22 protein-coding genes are annotated in these 21,635 nt (G+C 58.8%); 3 read left to right on the top strand and 19 right to left on the bottom strand.

Annotated features, from left to right (window positions below; translation table 11 throughout):
• Positions 1 to 107: 107 nt before the first annotated feature.
• Both ACNHGR_RS05290 and ACNHGR_RS05285 read right to left on the bottom strand, forming a co-directional pair.
• Positions 108 to 1,649: an ABC transporter substrate-binding protein gene (locus ACNHGR_RS05290; RefSeq protein ID WP_475284440.1), complete on the bottom strand. Its 1,542-nt coding sequence runs from the start codon at positions 1,647 to 1,649 to the stop codon at positions 108 to 110.
• A complete protein-coding gene (locus ACNHGR_RS05285; protein WP_475284438.1) occupies positions 1,646 to 3,085 on the bottom strand; it encodes an aldehyde dehydrogenase family protein in 1,440 nt (479 codons plus the stop codon). The genes ACNHGR_RS05290 and ACNHGR_RS05285 overlap by 4 nt, the downstream gene beginning before the upstream one ends.
• 132 nt (positions 3,086 to 3,217) lie before the next feature.
• On the opposite strand from ACNHGR_RS05285, the gene ACNHGR_RS05280 reads away from it, so the two are divergent.
• Positions 3,218 to 4,120 carry a LysR family transcriptional regulator gene (locus tag ACNHGR_RS05280; RefSeq protein ID WP_475284436.1) on the top strand — a complete coding sequence of 301 codons (903 nt, stop codon included), beginning with the start codon at positions 3,218 to 3,220 and terminating at the stop codon, positions 4,118 to 4,120.
• A 167-nt stretch (positions 4,121 to 4,287) separates the two neighbouring features.
• On the opposite strand, the gene ACNHGR_RS05275 is transcribed toward ACNHGR_RS05280, so the two are convergent.
• The 12 genes from ACNHGR_RS05275 to ACNHGR_RS05220 form a co-directional block, all read right to left on the bottom strand.
• Positions 4,288 to 4,770: a MarR family winged helix-turn-helix transcriptional regulator gene (locus ACNHGR_RS05275; protein WP_475284434.1), complete on the bottom strand. Its 483-nt coding sequence runs from the start codon at positions 4,768 to 4,770 to the stop codon at positions 4,288 to 4,290.
• A gap of 11 nt (positions 4,771 to 4,781) precedes the next feature.
• A complete protein-coding gene (locus ACNHGR_RS05270; protein ID WP_475284432.1) occupies positions 4,782 to 5,891 on the bottom strand; it encodes a serine hydrolase domain-containing protein in 1,110 nt (369 codons plus the stop codon).
• A 217-nt stretch (positions 5,892 to 6,108) separates the two neighbouring features.
• On the bottom strand, positions 6,109 to 6,309 hold the full coding sequence (locus tag ACNHGR_RS05265) for a hypothetical protein (protein WP_475284430.1): 201 nt from the start codon (positions 6,307 to 6,309) through the stop codon (positions 6,109 to 6,111).
• Positions 6,310 to 6,355: 46 nt separating this feature from the next.
• Positions 6,356 to 8,401 carry an NAD(+) synthase gene (locus ACNHGR_RS05260; RefSeq protein WP_475284428.1) on the bottom strand — a complete coding sequence of 682 codons (2,046 nt, stop codon included), beginning with the start codon at positions 8,399 to 8,401 and terminating at the stop codon, positions 6,356 to 6,358.
• Positions 8,391 to 8,915, bottom strand: coding sequence for a CinA family protein (locus ACNHGR_RS05255; RefSeq protein ID WP_475284426.1), 525 nt, complete (start codon positions 8,913 to 8,915; stop codon positions 8,391 to 8,393). Before ACNHGR_RS05255 ends, ACNHGR_RS05260 begins: the two co-directional genes overlap by 11 nt.
• Positions 8,916 to 9,547: 632 nt before the next feature.
• Positions 9,548 to 10,597 carry a patatin-like phospholipase family protein gene (locus tag ACNHGR_RS05250; protein ID WP_475284425.1) on the bottom strand — a complete coding sequence of 350 codons (1,050 nt, stop codon included), beginning with the start codon at positions 10,595 to 10,597 and terminating at the stop codon, positions 9,548 to 9,550.
• A complete protein-coding gene (locus tag ACNHGR_RS05245; protein WP_475284423.1) occupies positions 10,594 to 11,436 on the bottom strand; it encodes an MBL fold metallo-hydrolase in 843 nt (280 codons plus the stop codon). Before ACNHGR_RS05245 ends, ACNHGR_RS05250 begins: the two co-directional genes overlap by 4 nt.
• A gap of 186 nt (positions 11,437 to 11,622) precedes the next feature.
• The gene (locus ACNHGR_RS05240; RefSeq protein WP_475284421.1) at positions 11,623 to 12,222 is read right to left on the bottom strand and encodes a cyanophycinase; all 600 of its coding nucleotides are present in this window, start codon (positions 12,220 to 12,222) and stop codon (positions 11,623 to 11,625) included.
• Positions 12,223 to 12,228: 6 nt separating this feature from the next.
• Positions 12,229 to 12,429: a hypothetical protein gene (locus ACNHGR_RS05235; RefSeq protein WP_475284419.1), complete on the bottom strand. Its 201-nt coding sequence runs from the start codon at positions 12,427 to 12,429 to the stop codon at positions 12,229 to 12,231.
• Positions 12,419 to 13,300, bottom strand: coding sequence for an isoaspartyl peptidase/L-asparaginase family protein (locus ACNHGR_RS05230; RefSeq protein ID WP_475284417.1), 882 nt, complete (start codon positions 13,298 to 13,300; stop codon positions 12,419 to 12,421). Before ACNHGR_RS05230 ends, ACNHGR_RS05235 begins: the two co-directional genes overlap by 11 nt.
• On the bottom strand, positions 13,293 to 16,076 hold the full coding sequence (cphA, locus tag ACNHGR_RS05225; protein ID WP_475284415.1) for a cyanophycin synthetase: 2,784 nt from the start codon (positions 16,074 to 16,076) through the stop codon (positions 13,293 to 13,295). Before cphA ends, ACNHGR_RS05230 begins: the two co-directional genes overlap by 8 nt.
• Before the next feature lie 150 nt (positions 16,077 to 16,226).
• The gene (locus ACNHGR_RS05220) at positions 16,227 to 16,508 is read right to left on the bottom strand and encodes a UvrB/UvrC motif-containing protein (RefSeq protein WP_475284413.1); all 282 of its coding nucleotides are present in this window, start codon (positions 16,506 to 16,508) and stop codon (positions 16,227 to 16,229) included.
• A 229-nt stretch (positions 16,509 to 16,737) separates the two neighbouring features.
• Here ACNHGR_RS05220 and gntA point away from each other — a divergent pair, with 229 nt between their 5' ends.
• On the top strand, positions 16,738 to 17,490 hold the full coding sequence (gntA, locus tag ACNHGR_RS05215; RefSeq protein ID WP_475284411.1) for a guanitoxin biosynthesis heme-dependent pre-guanitoxin N-hydroxylase GntA: 753 nt from the start codon (positions 16,738 to 16,740) through the stop codon (positions 17,488 to 17,490).
• A gap of 2 nt (positions 17,491 to 17,492) precedes the next feature.
• On the top strand, positions 17,493 to 18,092 hold the full coding sequence (locus tag ACNHGR_RS05210) for a DUF1989 domain-containing protein (RefSeq protein ID WP_475288324.1): 600 nt from the start codon (positions 17,493 to 17,495) through the stop codon (positions 18,090 to 18,092).
• 242 nt (positions 18,093 to 18,334) lie between these two features.
• On the opposite strand, the gene ACNHGR_RS05205 is transcribed toward ACNHGR_RS05210, so the two are convergent.
• The 5 genes from ACNHGR_RS05205 to ACNHGR_RS05185 all read right to left on the bottom strand — a co-directional run bounded on the left by ACNHGR_RS05205 (position 18,335) and on the right by ACNHGR_RS05185 (position 21,588).
• On the bottom strand, positions 18,335 to 19,069 hold the full coding sequence (locus tag ACNHGR_RS05205) for a Crp/Fnr family transcriptional regulator (protein WP_475284409.1): 735 nt from the start codon (positions 19,067 to 19,069) through the stop codon (positions 18,335 to 18,337).
• A 74-nt stretch (positions 19,070 to 19,143) separates the two neighbouring features.
• On the bottom strand, positions 19,144 to 19,962 hold the full coding sequence (locus tag ACNHGR_RS05200; protein WP_475284408.1) for a Crp/Fnr family transcriptional regulator: 819 nt from the start codon (positions 19,960 to 19,962) through the stop codon (positions 19,144 to 19,146).
• A 120-nt stretch (positions 19,963 to 20,082) separates the two neighbouring features.
• On the bottom strand, positions 20,083 to 20,328 hold the full coding sequence (locus tag ACNHGR_RS05195) for a DUF6894 family protein (RefSeq protein WP_475284406.1): 246 nt from the start codon (positions 20,326 to 20,328) through the stop codon (positions 20,083 to 20,085).
• A 304-nt stretch (positions 20,329 to 20,632) separates the two neighbouring features.
• Positions 20,633 to 20,839: a hypothetical protein gene (locus ACNHGR_RS05190; RefSeq protein WP_475284404.1), complete on the bottom strand. Its 207-nt coding sequence runs from the start codon at positions 20,837 to 20,839 to the stop codon at positions 20,633 to 20,635.
• Positions 20,836 to 21,588: a Crp/Fnr family transcriptional regulator gene (locus ACNHGR_RS05185; protein ID WP_475284402.1), complete on the bottom strand. Its 753-nt coding sequence runs from the start codon at positions 21,586 to 21,588 to the stop codon at positions 20,836 to 20,838. Before ACNHGR_RS05185 ends, ACNHGR_RS05190 begins: the two co-directional genes overlap by 4 nt.
• Between the last annotated feature and the right edge of the window lie 47 nt (positions 21,589 to 21,635).

Here is a 21,635-nt window from a genome sequence, read left to right as displayed (position 1 = left end):
ATCTGCTGCGCTCACGGGCGAAATCCTTGTTGTCTTGAAAGAGGATGCTGCATGACGACCCGCCATCACGCAATTAATGGTTTGTGCATGTATGGATAAGATCAAGCTTAACCATCCCACCAGACATGTTCGGCGAAGGTGTAGCCCATGAAACCGCCCAGCGGCACGGGATAAAGCCCCTTCAGGCGCCGGTCATGGCCATCGAGCAGACTGATGAAGACGGGAATGGCGCTGCCGCAATATTGGCGCACCAGGCCCTGCATCTCTCCATAGAGTTGCTTGCGTTTGGCGTGATCCGATTCTCCTCGCGCTTCCAGCAGCAGGCGGTCGAAGCGTGGATTCTTCCAGCCCGATTCATTCCAGGTCGCATCGGACTTGTAGAAGAGGCTGAAGATCATATCCGCCGTGGGACGGGGATTGCTGTTCCCGAAACCGAGCGGATGCTTCATCCAGTGGGTCGACCAGTAGCCATCTGCTGGAACGCGGTTGACGGTGAGATTAAGGCCTACGCGAGAGCCATATTCCTGGAGGACCGATGCCATATCGACCGATCCCTCGGCAGCGGGTGAGGCATAGAGCGGCAAACGCACTCCAGAAACGCCCGACCGCTGGAGATGCCATTTCGCCCGATCCAGATCGAGCTTGGTCTGGGGCAGGTCGGCCCGGAAATAGGGATGAGACGGCGGAATCGGATGATCGTTCGCGATGGTCGCATAATTGCGGAACAGCGCCCGGTTGATGAGCGGTCGGTCGAGCAGATATTTTATCGCCGCATTGAAATGGGGATTAGAGGTGGGCAGGCGATCCTGCCGAATGATGAGGTTGGTGTAGAGGCCGGATTTTGTCTCTACGATACCGTGCGCGGGAGAGGCAAGGATGCGCTTTGTCGAACGGGGGTTGACCGCGTTGATCAGTTGCACGTCGCCCGACAGCAGCGCATTGACCCGGCTGACCTCGTCCGGAATGCCGATCAGTTCGATCTCGTCGAGATAAGGCTTGCCCGGCTTCCAGAAATTGGGGTTGCGGCGGGCAAGGGTGCGGATGCCGGGACGGAACTGCTCCAGTCTGAACGGGCCGGTGCCGTTGGCCGATCGGAAATCCTTCTGTCCATTGGCGATGATCAGGAAATGCGACTGGGCGAGGATCGCGGGAAGATCAGCATTGGGACCGATCAGCTTGATCTGCAACTCCAGCGGTCCGGTCGCCTTGATCTCCGCAAACTGCTTTGCGATGTCGGCCATTTTCGAGCCGACACGGGGATCTTTATGGCGGAGCAGCGAATAAACGACATCGGCGGACGTCAGGCTTTTGCCGTTGTGGAAGGTCACGCCCTTGCGCAGCCGCACATGCCATGTCTTCTGATCGCGGCTGACGATGGCCTCCGCCAGCGCGGGCCGGGGATTAAGCGCCCGATCCAGCTCCGTCAGGCCGCTGTAGAGCATGAAGTGCCGCACATAGTCGGTATTGAGCGCGCCCTTGGCCGGGTCGAGCGTATCGGCAGTCGAAGTCGAGGTGCTGGCGACGCGGATGCGCCCCCCGGTGCGGGGGCGGGTCGCGCTGAGACCTGCGTTTGGGAGAAGAATGCCGCCCGCCGTCAGCGACAGGCCCGATCCCAGCAGATGGCGCCTGCTGAACAGCGGATCGTTCATGCCGCGAAGTAGCCCAATATCGCCTTGGTTTCGAGATACTCCTCCAGACCGAAGGCACCATATTCGCGGCCATTGCCGGACTGTTTATAACCCCCGAAAGCAGCAAAACCGTCCCAGGCCGGATGGTTGATATGCACCTGACCGGCTCTGATCCGCCCGGCAACGCGGCGTGCGCGGTCGGCATCGCCCGACTGGACATGGGAGCCCAGGCCATAGACGGTGTCATTCGCGATACGGATGGCCTCTTCCTCATCTTCATAGGGGATGAGGCACAGGACAGGCCCGAAGATTTCCTCCTGCGCGATCTTCATGGTCGGCCGGACGTTGGAAAAGATCGTCGGTTTGGCGAAATAGCCTCGTCCCAGCCCCTCGGGCCGTCCCGGACCGCCGCACAACAGCTTTGCGCCTTCCCCGATCCCTGCGCCGATCATCGACTGTACCTTGTCGAACTGATTGAGACTGGCGAGCGGACCAAGATCCGTATCCTCCGCCAGCGGATCGCCGACCTTCATCGCTATTGCGGCGGCGGCGGCCAGAGCTTCAACCTCCGCCAGCCGTCCCGCCGGGACGAGCATCCGCGTCGGCGCGCTGCACGATTGGCCGACATTGCGGAAGGCCGCCGCCACGCCGATCGGCACCACCCGCGCGAAATCCGCATCGTCCAGCAGGATATTGGGCGATTTTCCGCCCAGTTCCTGCGTCACCCTTTTCACCGTCGGCGCGGCGGCCTGCGCCACCAGCACGCCCGCGCGGGTCGATCCGGTGATGGAGATCATGTTGATGTCCGGGTGAGACGCGATCGCCGCGCCCACCTCCGTCCCGGTGCCATAGATCATGTTGAAAACGCCCGCTGGCGTCCCGGCATCATGCATGATCTGCGCAAACAGCCGCGCGCTGAGGGGCGAGAACTCGCTTGGCTTGAGGACGATGGTGCAACCCGCTGCGATGGCCGGGGCGACCTTCGCCGTAATCTGGTAGAGCGGCCAGTTCCAGGGTGTGATCAGGCCACAGACGCCGATCGCCTCCTTGGCAATGGCGGTCGTTCCTTGCTGGCTGAGGAAAGCATAATCGCCCAGCACTTCTATAGCTGCGCGGATATGGGCGATACCGAACGGAACTTGCGACGCGCGCGAAAAGGCAATGGCGCTGCCCATTTCAAGGCTGATCGCCTGCGCCAAATCCTCGCACCTTTCCTCCATCAGTGCGAGGATATTGCGCAGCAGAGCGATGCGCTCCTCGATCGAGGTCAGCGAGAAGGAGGCGAATGCCCTGCGCGCAGCGGCGACTGCTTTGTCGACATCAACGCTGCTCCCGGCCGCGACCGTTCCGATGATCTCTTCGCTGACGGGGCTGGTCAGGGGGATGGACGGCGAACGCCTCTCCGGCGGCTGCCAGCTGCCATCCACATAGAATTGATCGCAGGGCGACACGTCCATTCTTAAAACCCTTCCGTCAGCGATGGTCGAGCATCGCACCGCCCTTGTTCATCGTTGTTCCAGCGGACAGGATAGGCAAAATCATATATGCTGCAATTAAGCTGTTCTGCATGTAAAATTAAGGCTGACCTAATGATCTCTACCGATGATCTGAGCTTCTTCGAGATTATCGCCCGTTCGCCATCGCTCGCGGAGGCTTCACGCAGGCTGAATGTAACGCCTCCCGCCGTGACCCAGCGCCTGCGCACGCTGGAGGCAAAGCTAGGGGTCAAACTGATTGAGCGCACTCCGCGCGGCCTCAGTCTCACCGATGAAGGTGAATTGGTCGCATCCGAGGGCGCTGCGATCCTGGGCACCATCGATGATCTTTCGGAACGTTTGGCAAGTCGGACCAGCGAAGTGCGCGGCCATCTGCGCGTCACTGCCCCCTATGGCTTTGGCCGACGTCATGTCGCGCCGGTTGCGCAGCAATTTGCGGTGGACCATCCTGCGGCCTCGATCACGCTGGACTTATCGGACAGCCCGATACGTCAGATATCGGAAAGTTGGGACATCGTCGTCCATGTCGGCAGCCTTCCAGTGAGCGATAGGTTGGTTACCACTCTGGCACCCAATCGCCGGATCCTTTGCGCGGCCCCGGAATATCTTAGAAATGCGGCGCCGATCGACCATCCGATGGATCTCGCCTCACACCGTTGCCTTGCGCTGCGGGAGAATAATGAGGATGTGACGCTCTGGCGTTTCTCCCATCGCAAACAAGGCAAGACGACAGTTCGGATCAAGCCACCGCTTTCAAGCAATGATGGCGAAATCATTCGGGACTGGGCACTGGCCGGGCTCGGCGTGATCGTCCGAAGTGAGTGGGACATAGCCGAAGATCTGGCTGCTGGACGCTTGACAGAAATTCTCGCCGACTGGACTCTTCCTCCAGCCGATGTCGTTGCCCTTCTGCACGCGCGGCAAGGCCGAAGTGGTCGAGCCAATGCATTTTTGCAGGCGCTCAGGCATAAGCTCGCGCCGACACCGTGGCGCTAGTAATCAGCTTCGTTCATCATCGAACATAGCTGAGCGGTGTGTATCGGAAACTCGGGAGCGGTCGGTCCGCACCTGAGGATGGAAAATTTGGCAGTGAGCGGCAAATAAGGGTCGGCCTCGGAAAACCGCATCCGTTATGCCCGACCATCCCTCAGAATCAGGAACTTTTACATTGCGGTCGCAATTCGGGCGGCGACACGAAGTGACAGGGGGCGCTCGTCAAGCGCATCTTCCAAGCGATCCAGCAGCAGCACGAGATGGCCAGCCTCGGCATCCAATTCCTGCGCGCTCTCGTTCAATGCAGCCCAGAGCGGCGCGAGAGAGGCGACAAGCGCGGCGCCATCTGGAGACAGAGATATAAGGCGGCGTCGGGCGTCAGCCTTATCCTCGAGGATCTGGATCAAACCAGCGCCTTCCAGCGCTCGTCTTGCCTGACTCACAGAGACATGGGTTATGCAAAGTACCTCTGCGATTTCGCCGACGGTCATCGGGCCATTCAACACGATCTGGTTAAGAATGCCGAACCAACGTTGCTCGAAATGGATACCCTGTGTGGTATAGATTTGCGCCGTTTCGCGGTCGAACCGTTCGGACAGGCGGCGCAGGCGTGCGCCAAGAGCGGCTGCCCCGGCTGCACGGCTATAATCCATCTGCCTCTCTGTCATGCCAGGGGAGCCGTCAAAAGATGCTCAGCGATGTGCCTGATCGCGTTCTTGCTCTCGGGGGTGGCTGACATGTTCGTGAAGATTGCCACACCCTTTCGTGTTGCCGGGTCTAGATAGGCGGCAGTGAATACGCCGGGATCGCCGCCCCAGTGATTGATCCTGCGTCGGCCATCGCTGATGGATTCCATCCAGCCCAATCCTTGCCCACTCACCCATGTTGGCAATCCGGGCGGCACTGTCATGGTCAACATCTCGACCTGATTGGCAGCGGACAGGATCCGGCTCTTGTCGGTCGCTCCACCATTGGCTGCTGCAGCGACAAAAGGCATGAAGCCAGCGATGGAAGCGCGGAGCATGCCTACCGGAAAATCCGGAAAACCGACAGGTTGGGTGGCAAACGTCAGACCATCAATGACGTCATAGGGCGTGACGGCCAGTTGTGGAGGCACATCTGCAATGCGCCAGGCAACGGGCCGCATGCCCAATGGTTGGAATATCCGCTCCTGCGTGAATAGCCGAAAATCTTCGTCGGCAACGCGCTCAACGATATAGCCGAGTAAAGCATAGCCAACGTTGCAATAGTCATAGGCTGCACCGGGTGTGGTTGAAGAAAAGCAGCCTGTAGCTGAATAGCGAGCGCCACCGGGCGTGAGATAGTCCGTCAAGAACGTCCTGAGCGCCACCGGGGAGTCCTTGCCGATCTTCCGGAAATCCACCTGATAATATGTCTGATCGGAAATGCCTGAGACATGGGTCAGCAGATGCCGAACGGTGATCGCCGCATCGGGATAAGCCGGATTGGCCACCGTGAAATCGAGATAGCGATTGATGGGTGCATCAAGATCGACATGGCCTGCCTCGACCAGCAACATGATTGCCGTGGCTGTCACAGTTTTGGTGATGGAAGCGAGGTGAAAAATCGATCCGGTGGTGACGCGCCGCTGGCGCGCGACATCGGCAAAGCCATAGCCTCGCATAAGCTTCACCTTGCCCGCTCTCGCGACGCCAACTGCCATGCCGGGGATGGAAGCGCTGTGCAACTGCTCCTTAAGGAACCTGTCCAGGGAGTCATCACCCACATTGGCTGACAACACTGGAGCGGCCATTCCGCAGAGGGATGCCATCAATACTGCCCGGCGACTAACCGATGCATTTCGTACAGGGCAATTAAATTTAGACATCGTCCACCCCAATCAAACTATGTAGGCACCTACATTAATTCCTTCGGTGAGTAAATATGAATTGGCGAACGCCTCCAGTTGGATAGCCGACCTTCCGCTGCTGGGAACGTAAGATATCCTTCTGAACGGCTTGTATGGGTCGTTATGACCCCGTACCGCCGCCCGCGGGATCGCTGTCAAAGTCCTCCGGATTTCCTCCGCCTCCAGCACCTGCGCCGCTGCCTTCCACCTCGCCTGTGCCACCCCTGGCGCGCTTGCCACGATTATTTGCGCCGCGTTGCGGCGCTGTCTCGGTCACCGGCTCGCGGCCCTGGGTGCTGTGCGGATCGTTCATCTTACTCATAATCTTTCTCCTTCAGCCCGCTTACGATAGCCGCCTTTTTCAATGGTCAGCCAAGGCCCTTCTCCAATTCATCCAACCATAAGACCGCATTGCCGTCGGACGGCGCGCGCCAGTCGCCGCGCGGGGACAGCGCGCCGCCCGAAGACACTTTAGGGCCGTTAGGAAGCGCCGAACGCTTGAACTGGCTTGTACCAAAGAAGCGGCGCAGGAAATTTTCGAGCCAGTGTCGAATTGTCGGAAGATCATAGGCTTGCTTGGCGTCTTCGGGGTAACCTGCCGGCCATTCGCCTGCGGCAGGATCGCGCCATGTGTGCCATGCAAGGAAGGCGACTTTTGAGGGCGGCAGCCCCTGACGGACGATGTGGTGCAGAAAGAAATCGTTCAAGGCATAAGGGCCCACCTTCGACTCCGTGCTTTGCAACGCGCCCGTTCCATAAGTCGGCACCAGCTCGGGCGAGATCTCGGTGTTCAAGATCGCATCCAGCACGCTCTTTGCGGCGTCACCAAACTGGCCGGTCGCGATGCACCAGCGGATCAGATACTGGATCAGCGTCTTGGGCACCCCGCTATTTACGGCATAATGGCTCATCTGATCGCCCACGCCATAAGTGCACCACCCGAGCGCAAGCTCGCTCAGATCTCCGGTTCCTACGACAAAGCCACTGTGTCGGTTGGCAAGACGGAACAGATAGTCAGTCCGCAGGCCCGCCTGCACATTCTCAAAGGTTACGTCGTACACTGGCTCGCCGCGTGCAAAGGGATGGTCCATGTCCGCTAACATCTGTCGCGCTGCAGGGCGAATGTCGATCTCCGCGCCCGCAACGCCGAGCGCCTGCATCAGTGCCCAGGCGTTGCCTTTGGTCGCCTCCCCGGTCGCGAACCCTGGCATGGTATAACCAAGGATTGCCGAACGCGGCAGGCCGAGCCGATCGCAAGCCTTGGCCGCGACAATCAGCGCATGGGTGGAATCCAGGCCGCCCGACACGCCGATGACAAAATGCTCGCCTTCTGTCGCGCGAAAGCGCGTGACGAGCGCCTCCACCTGAATGTTGAACGCCTCATAGCAGTCGGCATCGAGTTGCAGCGGGTCGGCAGGCACGAAGGGAAAGCGGCGAACGGGTCGGCGTAGACCCATATCGTTCACTTTCGGCGTAAAGGGAAATCGGATGGTACGAATGCGCCTCTCCGGATGACCGGCAGCGACCGCACAATCGTTGAATGTGCCGTTGCGCATTCGTTCCAGCCGCAGCCGCTGGAGATCGACATCGGCGTATACTAGTTCCGCTTCCTCCCCAAATCGTGTGGATTGGCCTAGAAGCTCTCCAAATTCATGCACCATCGCCTGCCCGTCCCAGGCGAGGTCGGTCGTGCTCTCGCCAGCGCCGGCCGCCGAATAAGCATAGGCTGCGATGCAGCGCGCCGACTGCGAGGCTGAAAGGACATGCCGGTCGCGCGCTTTGCCGATGGTGATGTTGGAGGCGGAAAGGTTGCAGAGCAACGACGCCCCGGCGAGCGCACCCATGGTCGAAGGGGGGAGCGGTGCCCAATAATCTTCACAAATCTCTACATGGACTGTGAAATCGCAATAGTCTTCCGCAGCGAAAAGCAGGTCGGTTCCAAACGGCACGCAGTGGCCTGCGACCTTGATCTCTCCTCCGTCTAAGCCTGCGCCTGATGCAAACCAGCGCTTCTCATAATATTCGCGATAATTGGGGAGAAAGCTTTTCGGTACCACACCCAGCAGCTTCCCGCCTGCGATGGCAAGCGCCGTATTATACAGACGTCCTTTGCGCCGGAGTGGGGCGCCGACCAGCAGCAAAGGCAGGTCCGTGCTGGCGGCGATGAGGAATCCGATCTCCGTCTCCACCCGGTCGAGCAGCGCTTCCTGGAGATGCAGGTCATCGATGGCATAGGAGGACAGGCTGAGTTCAGGGAATAGGATGAGGTCGGCACCTCCATCCGCCCCTTGCCGGGCCAGTTCGAGAATTGCGGCGGCATTGCCCGCGACATCGCCTACGCTGGCACATGGTGTAGCGGCGGCAATGCGGATCAAGCCGTGCGTATGGATGGATGCGAAACGATCAGAGTTCATCGATAGCCTGCCTCATCATATCCAGTGCTACGCGCAGCGACTTGATGCGGACTGGCCCTCGTCCGATATCGCCGAAGTGCCGGACTTCATGGGACGTCCTGCCGTTCCGCTGTGCGCACGAGAAATGAACGAGCCCTGCCTCTCCGCCATCCGGCGCGTCGCCAGCAAATCCGGTTATGGCCAGCGCCACATGTCCAAGGGAATGGGTAAGAGCGCCTTTCGCCATGGCAATAGCGACCTCTTTGCTGACTGCGCCGCATTTCTCGATTTGCCCGCGCTCCAGCCCCAGCAGTTCGCATTTTGATTCTTCACTATAAACGGCGAATCCACGTTCGAAAGCATGACTGGCACCTTCGATATCCGTGAGCAGCGAAGCAAGCAGACCGCCGGTGCAGCTTTCGGCGGTCACCAGCTTTATATGGCGGGCGCAGGCAGCCTTTAGCAGCTTTTCCGCCGCCTCTTCCACATCGCCGGGAAGAACTGGCGAAAGCGTTTCTGCCGCCCGCGCGTTCAATCGGCCGAACGGCGCGATTTTGCGCCTGCCTCCTCTTGCCCGGCTCGTGTGTCCTCCTGCTCGCCACGCCGGGTCATTGCGACAGGGTCGTAATTGGATGGGATTGCGCCACCGCTGATCGGGTCACGCTCGGGCTCACGGTCCAGTGTGTCGCTAGGCCTGCGCGCGGCGCCTTGGGGTTGGTTCTCCGTAGAGATATTCGGATCGCGCGTTGCCTTGGTGGGCACGTCACGCGTTGTGCGCGCATCATCGTTCATTGGACTCTCCTCAATAAGCTTAAGGAAAGTAAGGCGCATTGGTTCCCTGATAATAGACTGACCTCGATCAATCCGGCGCCGGCGGCGCTTTCAAATTCATTGCTTCAGATGACCTCAATCATACGAGCGAAAACACAAGCGAAAGCCACGCGCGATCCGCGGCGATAACGCGAAGGTAATCGCCCGCGGGACCAGCCAGTAGATGCCGCATCCTGGGACTCAGCAGCCGTTCGTCAGTGCACCCGCAACAACCGATTACGCCCAAGGCTGCCAGTCCCCCAGTGCATCAGGGCCGCAACTCAAATCAGCCGAGGTCCACCCTTTATCGTTGCAAACCCGGCAGTGGGAAATGGTAAGGTCTATTAGAGACGTCGATCAATCGGAAATGACATTCAGCCCCGGCCGTCCAATAGATGGTGCCGCACTTTCGAGACGGGCGAGCAGCCGTAGGCCATCCCGGTGACCGCAGTCCCACCGTTGGCGCGTAGTAGGAGCGGAAAAGTCCATCGCTTTGCCCGCGACCTCACGCTGCTGATCCGTATAGGATGTTGTAAGAAGAGTCACAGACGCTGGCGAGGCTTGGGAGGCAAATGCGTCTTGCCAGCGGGTGATACTGCGGCGCGTCTGCGCGGCGAAGATCAGGTCCTGGGTGCGGCCGATCGCCTCGCCAAAGGTTGTGGGGCGGCCCGATTGGAGCGGCAACAGGTCGGATGCGATGCACAATATCGGCTTTGCAGGCCGTGTGGCCAGTACGGGATCGAGGGGAAGGTTCATAGACAGGCCGGCATCGCCCAGCCATCGCCCTTCAACCTCGACAGACCGAAATGTCGAAAGAAGCGCAGCGCTGGCACGGATGTGGTCTGCGGTGATGGCATCTGTGGCGGTATCAAAGCAGACATCCTCACCGGATTGGATGTCAACAGCAGCGGCCGTAAAGCGCATTTGACCGCTGTTGAGGAGATCGAAGTCGATCAGCTCGTCAAGCGTAGACCGCAGTTCGTCGGCATCGTAAAGGGCGCTCGCCCCGTCTTGGACATCAGGTGCCCAGTTAAAGCCCGATCCCATTGGGCCAAAAAGACCTCTGCGTCCGGCCATCATGGTTTCAAGAGCGGCCGCCGATCGGCGCAGCGTCTCGGGAAGCATGTCCCATGGCAAAGGCATCGCAACGCTTTCTGCGGGACGCCAGAACTGTCGCAGCTTAGCGACACACTCGTCCCGAGCATTACCCGCTATGATGGCGCCTACAATGGCGCCGATCGATGCGCCGACGATCCAGTCAGGTAAGATGTCAGCTTCCGCCAAAGCCTCATAAAGTCCAGCGTGATAGGCACCCAACGCATTCCCGCCGCCAAGGACGAGAGCAATCTGGCAATCGACTTCCAAAAGCGGGTGCGCAACCCCTGCAACGCCGTCGGGCGCGTTCATGTGGTCATCGCCGCAGCGCGCTGCAGCGCGTCTAGTTCGATCTGGTCGTGGGAGCAAAAAATGGTCAGTGCGTTCCCGTGTACACGCTTCAGTTCACGCAGTCGATCCTGGTTGCCAAGGCGTCGCGATCGATCAACCTCCATAAGCCGTTGATATGCGCGCAGACCTGGCGTGCAGCGCGGACGATCCACGTCCATCTCGCCGCGATAGAAATATGCATCGCCCGCATTGAGCACCCAGCCCCCATTGCTATCGATCGCGACGCCCGCGTGGCCAAATGTGTGGCCGGGTAATGGCACCATGAGGATTTCAGGCGGCAGGCCATCAAGCTGGCGTACCGCATCGAAGCCGAGCCAGCTCTCGCCGCCTTGCGCATAGGTTCGCCAGTCGCGCACTTGATCCCATTGGTCGGGGCGATAACGACGACGGGCAATGAAGCCTTGCCGCTTGCGCTCGGCGGCGTCCCGCTCCAGTTCCATCACGTGTACACGCGCTTCGGGGAAGTCTTCGATCCCGCCCGCATGGTCGAAGTCGAGATGTGTGAGCACGATGTGCCGCACGTCCCGCGGCGAGAAGCCGAGCTGCTCAATCTGATAGCGCGCCGTGTCCTCAATCCGAAAGCGGATGTTGAGGAAGGCATGGAAGAAACGGCTGAGGCGCGGATGCGGGTGGTGAACGTCTGCAGTGCCATAGCCTGTGTCGATGAGGACCAGCCCCTGATTGGTTTCGATCAGCTGCGCGGTGCAGGGGATCGTCGCTAGCGGACTGCGGCTGAAGCCGTCGAACAGCGGTCCGCCAAGCGGGCAGTCCGTACCGCATTTGAGATAATGGATGCGCATGACTACCCTTTAATTATACGATAGAATATCGACTGGGATGAACATGTTGCATATGCAGACTTACCTTTTTCACATGTGAACGCGCTCATCGAACGGGACGGCTGGTTTTTTTCGACGCTCAAGAATCTATTGCCATCTCTAAACTTATTGATATTCTCAATACAGGCTCTTAGCCATGCAAGCTCTCTAGCGCACCACCATTTCCAATATCGCCTCACGCGTGGCCAGATCGTAGCTATTGCCGTCGGCAAGGACATGGAGACGCACCCCGAACATGGAAAGCGCCTCCTCGCGCCGGGCTTCTGCTATATTCGAATGGGATACCCCGCTGCCGTCCACGATATAGACTGCCCCCCGACCCAGAACCTTGAAGCGACGATCTTCTATGACGATAGCGGTATCCTCATCGATGCCGATGCCCAGTACCCTAGGATTTTGCGCAACGGCGCCGAGCAGGCGTCCTATTCTTCCACGCTCGGCAAAATGCTGGTCTATGATCACGTCCCGAATGAGCCCAAGGCCGGGCGCCATATGCAAGTCGCCTATCCTGTAGGATTCAGCGCTGGAGCCTCGTACCAGCATAGTCTCGCTCATAACCGACGCGCCGGCCGATGTCCCCGCGACCAGCCCGCCGCGGGCATGCAACGCCTTTACGGCCAGCTCTATCGGCGTGTCTCCAATCTGACTTGATATGCGCAACTGGTCGCCGCCAGTGAAGAAAATTCCAGCCGCGCCTTCCAATATGGCCTGCGTCTGGGCGGAACGGGTTTCTTCGCGTTCGCTCACATAAAGCTAAACCAGATCGTTGAGACCAAGGGCGCCGAACGCCTCTTTATAGCTTTCGAAATATCCATCAGGCTGGCGGCTGGCTACGGTGGCGATCACCAACTTCCCGCCCTGGAGGCGAGACGCGATCTCGTCCAGGATCTTGCGATCGCCATCCTTATCCTCATGCCCCCCGATCACGATCAAAGGGCCAGACCTATTGCTCATCAAATAAATCCTGAAACTCAGCGATATCTACGCCGGCGCGGGGGTGAGCCATTTTCTCGTTCGCCATCGCGACCGCAAACTGCGGACTGTTATGCGCAACACCGAAGCGACCATTTTTATCGAGCGCGATAATTCCAGCTTCGCCCGTAATGCGCTGCATGTGCCTGAATGCTGCCCGAACGGCGGCCACTGGCGCGCAGTCCTCCATTTCCTGCATCACGCGGCTGGCGAGGGCGAGACGGATGATAGTTTCGCCGTCGCCTGAAATCGCCACTCCGCCCACATTGTCATCGACATAAAAGCCGCACGCGGCCAAAGGCGCGTCTCCTACCCGACCCGCGCACTGGTCGGACAGGCCGCCGGTCGACGTTGCAACCGCCATCCGCCCATGCGTGTCGAGCGCTACGCAACCCACCGTATCATGCTGCTTGCCAGGACAGGCGTGCGAAGACGTGCCTCCTGAGGTTTCGCTCAGCGCTATGCCCTTGCGTAACGCGAATGCGCGAGCGCCTTCACCCACAAGAAGGACCGGCAATTCCTCGAGCAGCAGGCGCGCTACCATCACTGGATTGCGGACATGACGCAGCGCTGCCACGGCGCCGATGTTCAGCGTCGTTCCATCCATCACGGCAGCGTCAAGTTCATGATCTCCATCGGCGTTGGCTACAGCGCCGCAGCCGGCGTTGAATGTCGGGTCATCCTCCAGAGCTTTGACTACGTGCAAAACCGCATCCAGAGCGCTGCCGCCCGATCGCAGGATTTGTGCGCCGATAGCTACTGCGTTGTTACATCCCTCACGATTGCGGGCCTGATCTATCTGAGGGATCGCGCGCGCACCGCCATGGGCAATGATCGACCAACGTTCAGCCATGGGCGGCCTCGGGCTGCCTATGCGGTTCGAAGCTGTTTACGACGGTCCAGACGATATCGACCTGGGTCGGGCTCAGCACCACCACATCTCCTGGCCGTGCGAGGGCGAGGGCAAAGCGGGTTGCCTCGATCTCGTCGATCACGCGGTGGATATGATGGGCTGCCATTCCGCCCTCCAGCGCGCCGCGCGACATCAATGCATTGATTTCTCCCGCAGGCCGACCTCTGCCGTCTGGCGTTTCTCGAAACACAAGATCATCGAATATGCCTGCGGTCAGCCGTCCCATGCCGATCAGATCCTCATCGCGCCTGTCACCAGGAACGCTATAGGTGCCAATGAACCGGCGACCGTGCCGCCGCAACGTGTCGAGATAGGCGGCCAGTGCCTGCACCGCTGCAGGGTTGTGGGCATAATCGACGATTACCGTTATGCCGTGACGCTCGGTAATATTGAGGCGACCAGGGCTATCTTGCCATGATGTCGTGAAGCTGGATAACCCCGCCGCAATCACCTGCGGTTGTATATCCAGTGCCGCGGCTATTGCGGTAGCAGCGAGCGCGTTGGCGGTGTTGAAAGCGGCCGCGCCGTTTTGGGTCGCAGGAATGGCTCCAGCCGCGATGATCTGTTGCCGCTTCCCCTCATGATAGAGGCAGATGGCTTGCATATCCTCATGGGTTTCAAGAACGACGGCCGTCCCTCCGCCGGCCAGATGCCCTTCGGGCAGTGCACCGATGCCCTGCATCGAGAACCAGCAAATCCGTCCCCGTGCACGGCGAGCGATAGACACGACCATCGTGTCATCGGCGTTGAGGACGCTGACCCCTCGGCGCTTGACCGCTTCCACTACTACCGATTTCACATTGGCAAGGTCATCGAGGCTGTCGATCCCTTTAAGCCCCATATGATCTTCGGTGATATTCAGCAGACATCCGACATCGCAATAATCAAAGCCGAGGCCTTCGCGCAGAATGCCGCCTCGTGCCGTCTCCAGTACGGCAGCATCGACCCTGGGGTTGGCTAGCACCATCTGCGCGCTCTTCGGACCGCTGGCGTCAGCAGCGCGAATGAGATGCTCGTTGACATAAACCCCCGACGTGCTGGTCAGGCCGACTGTCAGACCTGCGGCGCGCAGAATGCGCGCTGTCATCCGTGCCGTTGTCGATTTGCCATTCGTACCTGTGATAGCCACGATCGGTATGCGGCTCGCGCGCGCATCGGGAAACAGGTGATCGACAATCGCCTGCCCGACATCCCTTGCTTCACCTGACGATGGCGACAGATGCATGCGCAGGCCTGGCGCAGCATTGAGTTCAACGATACCGCCGCCTGTCTCGGACACCGGTCGCGATATGTCGGGAGACAGGAAATCGACGCCTGCAACATCCAGACCGACCGTTGCGGCTGCCTGCTCGGCGACGAATATATTGTCCGGGTGGACCTCATCGGTGCAATCCTCGGCGGTCCCGCCGGTCGAGAGGTTCGCTGTATCGCGGATACGCACAGCCTGGCCTGGAGCCGGGATAGAACGGGGATTTAATCCCTGATCGGCCAGCACCGACAGCGCAGCGGTATCGATGGTGATCCGCGTCAGGCTGTTTTCATGCCCGGTACCGCGACGAGGGTCGTCATTCGCCCGGGCAACGAGGGCCTCGACGTCATGGACGCCATCGCCTGTGACGCTCGCCGCATGACGGCGAGCAACGGCGACGACTTTGCCGCCAACCACGAGGAAGCGATGATCGATGCCAGGCAGCTGTTCTTCTATAATGACCCTGGGACCATAGCCTTTTGCCAGGGCGAAGGCCCCATCCAGGGCATCGTCATCAGCGATATTAAGCGTGACGCCGCGCCCATGATTAGCGTTGAGGGGTTTGATGACCAGCGGTTTGCGCAACCGTGCGGCTTCCTGCCGGGCTTCATCCACACCGCGCACCACGACGCCACGGGGTACAGGCAGTGCAGCATCGGCAAGCAGCGAGCGCGTCAGCTGCTTATCGCCTGCAATTTCCACAGCGATATGTGATGTTTCGCCAGTGATGCTGGCGCGCATTCGCTTCTGTCTGCTGCCATAGCCAAGCTGCAACAAGCTCTGACTGTCGAGACGCCGCACCGGAATGCCCCTGCGTCTCGCAGCATCGACAAGGGACTGTGTACTGGGGCCTAATGCGGATGATTTGATACGGGCTGCAAGTTCAGCAACGATGTCCGCGATCCCGGCATCCTCCGGAAGCTCGCTCTTTGGAAGGCGGGACAAACCGCGCAGCGCGGCCAGCGGCTCGGGCAACAGTTTGGCAAGAAGCCTGAGCGCATGAAGCCCTGCCAATAAGCCAGCCTGCTCATCCACATATTCAAAAAGAATATCGTAAGTTCCGGGCCGTCCACGAACCGAGCGTGTTTTCCCGCGCGAAACGCGGGCGCCGACAAGCACCTGCAATTCGATCGCGACATGCTCTGCGATATGACCGAGCCATGTCCCTTTCTCCAGCCGTTCTACAAAACCGCCGGGACGCCCCTTGCTGCAATGATGATAGTGTAAGCCCGGCAGGATGGCGAGCAAGCGCGCCGCAAAGCCGGTAAGCCTGTTGCTTGGCCAGGCTTCCAGTTCACCAAGGTCAAGCCTAATGCGGACCATTGCACGGCGGCTATACAGATTGGGGCCGCGATAGATGCTGCGCTCAATGACCTCGAGTGGTGCGAGGCTGACACAAGAAGATGCCGAGCCTATCAGATCTGAAGGCGGGCTGTTTACCTCTTCAGGCGCCGAAGAAAAGATCATGGATGAGAAATCCGGGCAAGAGAGGAAGAACGGGTTTAAAACGCTCGCCCCGTCGGTCCGGGTGCATAAGCTCCCGCCAAAATCGCATTGATCTCGATCTATCTGAGTGCCTGCCGTCGCGATCGGGCATGCGCTCTTCCTGATAGATTATCACTTTCGCCTGCGGTTTCGCGTCGTGCCACTGGTCATCGGGTCGGGTTTTTGAGGAGGCTTCCATCCTGGGGGCGGGGTCACCCGCTGCTGGCTGGTGCCCAGGCCCATCTTGCCGGGTTGCTGCCGCGTCAGTCCTGTAGGATCGAAGATTTCGTCGGGGGGACGATCGGCGCTGCGGATGAGGCTGATGCGGTCACGCAGTTTCGCCGCTTCCTCATAGTCCGATCGTGCTGCGGCGGCCTCCATGAGAGCGTGGAGCTGCGCAAGGTCATTTGTCATATGTCGCCTCATCGCTCCCAGTCCGGGCGGGGCGGCCCGATCATCACAAGCTTGTCTTGATGAGCAGGAACGCGACATGACAGGCAATGTTTCGTCCCAGAGGGCGTGCTGCAGCGATCTTTGCGTACCGCGTTGATTGGCCTTACTGCCGCAATAGTGCGGAACGGGAAATCGTCTTAAACTGGAGCAATGTGCGGAACAGCGTCTGCATCCCGGCGTAGTGCGGCATATGCCTGCACCAATCACTCCGATGTTTCCTTGGCAGCATCCCTCTCAATGTGAGAGCGAAGCGGCTTTGGCGAACCATGTTTCCGAGCAGGCCTTCCCCTGTGTGGGAGCCAAGGCGGCGCTTGCCAAAGGGACGCTCTCGGTTCTTGCCTGCAAAGCGATCGACAGTGCATGGGACGATGTTCGCATTCATGATGCTCTATCACGCTTCGCGGCAGACTATCGTGCCGACCCGGGCCTTTATCGCAGCTTCGCCGTCGTCTTTGATGGACCGGCCAGTCTGGACGAAGAAGCGTTTGAAGCGGCCTTATGGTCTCGGCTTCAATCGCTATCCGACAAGGATGTGTGGCGCGGCCATAGCTATGATAGCGAAGTGAGCAGCGATCCTGCTAACCCCCATTTTTCCCTCAGCTTTGGCGGAGAAGCCTTTTTTGTCGTGGGGCTTCATCCCAATGCAAGCAGAGTTGCGCGTCGTTTCGAGAAGCCAACCCTGGTGTTCAATCTGCATGACCAGTTTGAACGACTGCGCGCCGAAGGACGATATGAGACGATGCGCGAGAAAATCCTTGTTCGCGACGAAGCGCTTGCCGGAAGCCGAAATCCTATGCTCTCGCGCCATGGCGAGTCGAGCGAGGCACGCCAATATAGTGGCCGCAAGGTAGACGAAAATTGGGTTTGCCCATTTTCATATCGAGGTTCGAGCGGGCCACCACTGCCGGACGTCGAAGGCGACGACAAAGGGGCTTCGATATGAATATGAAAGACGTAAATGAGATACCGCCACGTAGTGGGACCGCTTTCCGCCTCGCAGAAGGGCAGATATTAACGGTCATCGACCCTAACGGGGTCCAGGTCGCTGACCTTCTGGCGTTTAATGCGGCCGATATGAACGAGGTTATCTCGTCCGGTCGAACTTTGGACTATGCCGAGACAGTCCGCCTGACAACAGGCCATGCCTTATATTCCAACCGCTCCAGGGTCATGCTGGAAATCGTCGAAGACATGGTTGGCGTGCATGACTTCCTGCTCACGCCCTGTTCGGTCGATACTTTTTTGCACTTTTATCCGGACGAACCGGTCCATCGCGGCTGCTTTGGCAATCTGGCTGAAGCGCTCGCGCCTTATGGCGTGATGCCTGATCATATTCCTGTTGCATTCAACTGCTTCATGAACGTTCCCATCGATAGCGAGACGGGGAAATTGTCCGTTCTGCCGCCGGTCAGTAAGGCAGGCGACCATATCCGATTTCTGGCAAAAATGGATCTGGTGATTGGGCTCACCGCCTGCTCGGCATTTTCGTCGAACGGGGGCAGTTTCAAGCCCATCCATTATCGCATAGAGGGTTCAAAAGGATGAAATCGGGAGACGAACCGTCGTCATCGACCTATGTGGCCCGAGCGCGCCGCAATATATGTCACCATATTGCTGTGGCCGCAGGGCTGGCAGAGGTTTCGTGTGTGACGAACCGATTGACCTTACGGCGCCATGGCTCAGTTGAAACGTTGTCAAATAAGCTGAGCGATCGGCTCTTCGGCATGATCCGCTTTTTCAAAAGCCTTTCCCCTTTTTCCTCTCCTCGGTTCAAAATCAGAGCGCGATCATTTTGTGAGCGGTAGGAGCCAGTCAGCGTTTCGTTCCAGGTCCCTCTCGGGAATGCCTGAGAGCGTCCTCAGCGCCGGGAGATCGATGAGGGACAAGCGGCGACCTTCGCGCCTGATAAGCCCAGATACAGTCAACCGACGCATGATCCGGTTCACATGGATTGGGGTCAGTCCGACCACGTCGCCAATCTGCTCTTGCGTGAGAGGCAGGTCAAAGGAATGGATTTTCTCTCCCTGTGCGGCAGCAAGCCGCTCCTGCAAGTGAAGTAACACCGCTGCGACGCGCTCCATCGCATTTGTGCGACCTACTGAAATAAGCCGGTCCATCAAAATCACGCGCTCTTGCTGCGCTGCCAGGAAAAACAGCATTGCGAGGCGGGGATGCTGCGCGAAGACATCGGCCAGTGCCGTCTTGCTTATTTCTGCAACCAGGCAGTCCGTGAGCGCCATCAATGAATCCGCGGCTTTGATAAGCGGCAGGCTGGGCGCCCCTATGACGTCCCCTTCCATATGAAGCTTTAGAAACTGTCGCTTACCGTCTCGCAGCGTCACAAAGCTGGCCGCCCAACCATTTAGGAGCAAGAAAAGCTGGGGCGGGTGCTCGCCTTCAAGGCGAATAATACGCTTTGCTTGATAGATGTGCCCGCGATCGCCCAGCCCTTCAAGGACCGCATTTTCACCTTCAGTCAGATCTGCGAGAGCGGAAAAACGCTTGGCCGAAAATCCGCTCATTCAGATATGGAGGTGGGCTGCATCAACATAAGGCAGGCCATATCGATATGGTCGATCCCGTGCGTCGATCCAGATTAGATATTGAAACTTTTCTTTTTTCGGGATGGTGTGGGTACTGCAAAGACGGCGTAGCCAGCTTTCAGCAATCGTTTCTGTCGTTCAGGCGCTGTGTCTGCGAGAAGATAGCTCGCTTCAAAATCACCGGCTTTTGCCAGGCGATCCCAATCATGGATTTCGACGACCCCACCCTGGAAAATTGCGAATTCGTCAACGCGCAGGGATTTGAGGCAGCGGTTGACATGGACCGATGTCATCGCGACAGCGTCACCAAGCTGCTCCTGTGTGATGGGAAGCGCATAGCGAAGCAGAGCGGTGCCGTCACCGCTTGATCTGATCGCCATCTCGCAAAAAAGATGGGCTATACGCGCGCGGCCATTTCTTCGTCCCACATTCACGATCCATTGCATGAGGATTGCTGCATCCAGCATGCAGTCGCGCCACAAAGCCTCACCTATGGCGGGGTAGACGGCAGCCATCTGACGGATCGCGAAATGAGGAATGCGAAGCAGGGTGGTGTCGATCAATGCTGTAAGTCCGCCTACGCCGATTGGTCGCACAGTGGAGTGGAGATCAGCCATATCGCCTGGGATATGAAAAGCAGTGATTTGGCGGACGCCGGACGCGGTCTGACCGAAGCGGGCGATTAGGCCCGATGCGACGAAACAGCTTGCATCAATTTCTTCGTTCAGATGGACAAAATCCTGCCGTGCGGGAATATGGGCTGCGTGATAGGGTAACGCCAGGATGGCTTGCTGCTCAACCGCACTCAGTTCAGATCGTACAAGCAGGCGGTCGACAAATGACTGCAAGGCGCTTGGACCAAGTTCTTCCATAGGACGGCTCCCAAACGCAAGCGGGAGCATGAAGCAGCTCTCAGCCACCAGCGCCTGCTGAGCATTGTGCCGATGATGCCACCAGCGTAGCATATATCTGGTCGAGGGGCCTAATTAACCTCAGGCCTTATTCTTGATCGTCAATATATCTCTGAATCTAATGACAGCCAGAACCACCTTCGTCGCATCCGTAATCTCGACGCGGTGGTCGAGATTGACGGGTTCACCATGTCTTATATGTTCAGCGACGAGTTCGCGGGCGCCAGCGATCGCCGCAGCCCTTGCAACGTCCAGGTCATCAAACTCGCGACCTTCGTCATCGATAACGTCATGGTCGTTATAAAGGTTGATGTAAAAGATGGCCATGCAGTCCAAGCGTAACCCGGCGCCTTTGGTTCCTTAGCCCGCGACGTGCCGATCGAAATATCCGTGCTCATCGGCCAAGACGTAACGGCATGGGAACAGGATCAATGAGGAATAGCCTGGAGCTATAGACGAGCAAATCTGCCGATCGCGTTCTTGCGCAGCCTTGTGTCGGTAGCAGCAAAATAGCTGATGTCTGCTCCGGGGCACGCGGAGCTGAGCCCCTAAGTGATTGGTAAGGATCGGTTTTGCCGCAGCCAACAGTCGGCTACGATCCTGTGACCCTTCCTGCATCTAACCATGAACATCAAATTTTGTTTAAGGCGGAAATTTGATCCAACTGCTTTAGCGCAGCCGCCGCAGCGGCAATCAGGCTCTCTCCGGTGCCGTCAGCTGCATCCGGGGTCATGGTGATGGCAACACCAGCGGGCCCGTCCAGAATGACGAGGCCTTCTTCCGCACTTGCGATGCCGGGGAGCGTTTGCGTCCGTGTGGGCGATGAAACATCTTTCATTGGAGCGCCTTTGATTCAGGGAGGAAGGGTCTGACGAGGCCATCGTCGATGTAGAGATAGGAGGGATTAAACTGCCCTCGGGCGGCCAGCTGTTGGGGATTAAGCACTTCGACCAGCGACGACCGAAAAATGCAGATCCGCTCTTCCCGCAGGGTGCGCAAGACCCTATTTACATGGACGTTGGTGAGCCCACAGATTTCGGCGATATCCGTCTGCGTCAGGCCAAGCGCGAACCTGCGGCCGTCACTCAGGCCCGCCGAGACAAGACGCGCATTGATCTCGCTTAGAAAATGAGCGACCCGACCGATGGCGTCGAGGCGGCCCAGCCGGAACAGCCATGCCCGATGAATGGCGGCATCGATCAAGGTGGCGAACCAGAGCTTGCGCGCCATGGCCGGCACTTCCACGATGATTTCATCGAGCGCGCTGTGTGGCAGGATCGCGACCGTCGCAGCAGTCATTGTGGCCACGTCATGATCCAGTATCTTTAGCGGGTACCCATGCAGATCGACGAAATCACCCGGTACATGGAGTGCAACCTGCTGGCGCAAACCGTCTTGATCGTCGATATGACGATCCACCATACCCTCGATTAACAAAATGCTTTGATGGAGCGGTTCTCCCGCGCGTACCAAAGTCGTGCGCGGCGCCAGCGTCCGAACCTCGCCGATTGCAGCTTCCAGCCGTGCCCGTTCCGACGGCTCCAGCGTCACTCCGCGTTTGTCTTTCAAGAAGCGATGGGTAAACATATGAAACCTGATGGGGGCATCGACGCAGAGGCCGCGCATCAATCCAA

This window comes from Sphingobium sp. RS1 (genome assembly GCF_056156825.1).
The sequence above is the reverse complement of the archived record's forward strand: the minus strand, read 5'-3'. Positions and strand labels throughout refer to the sequence as shown.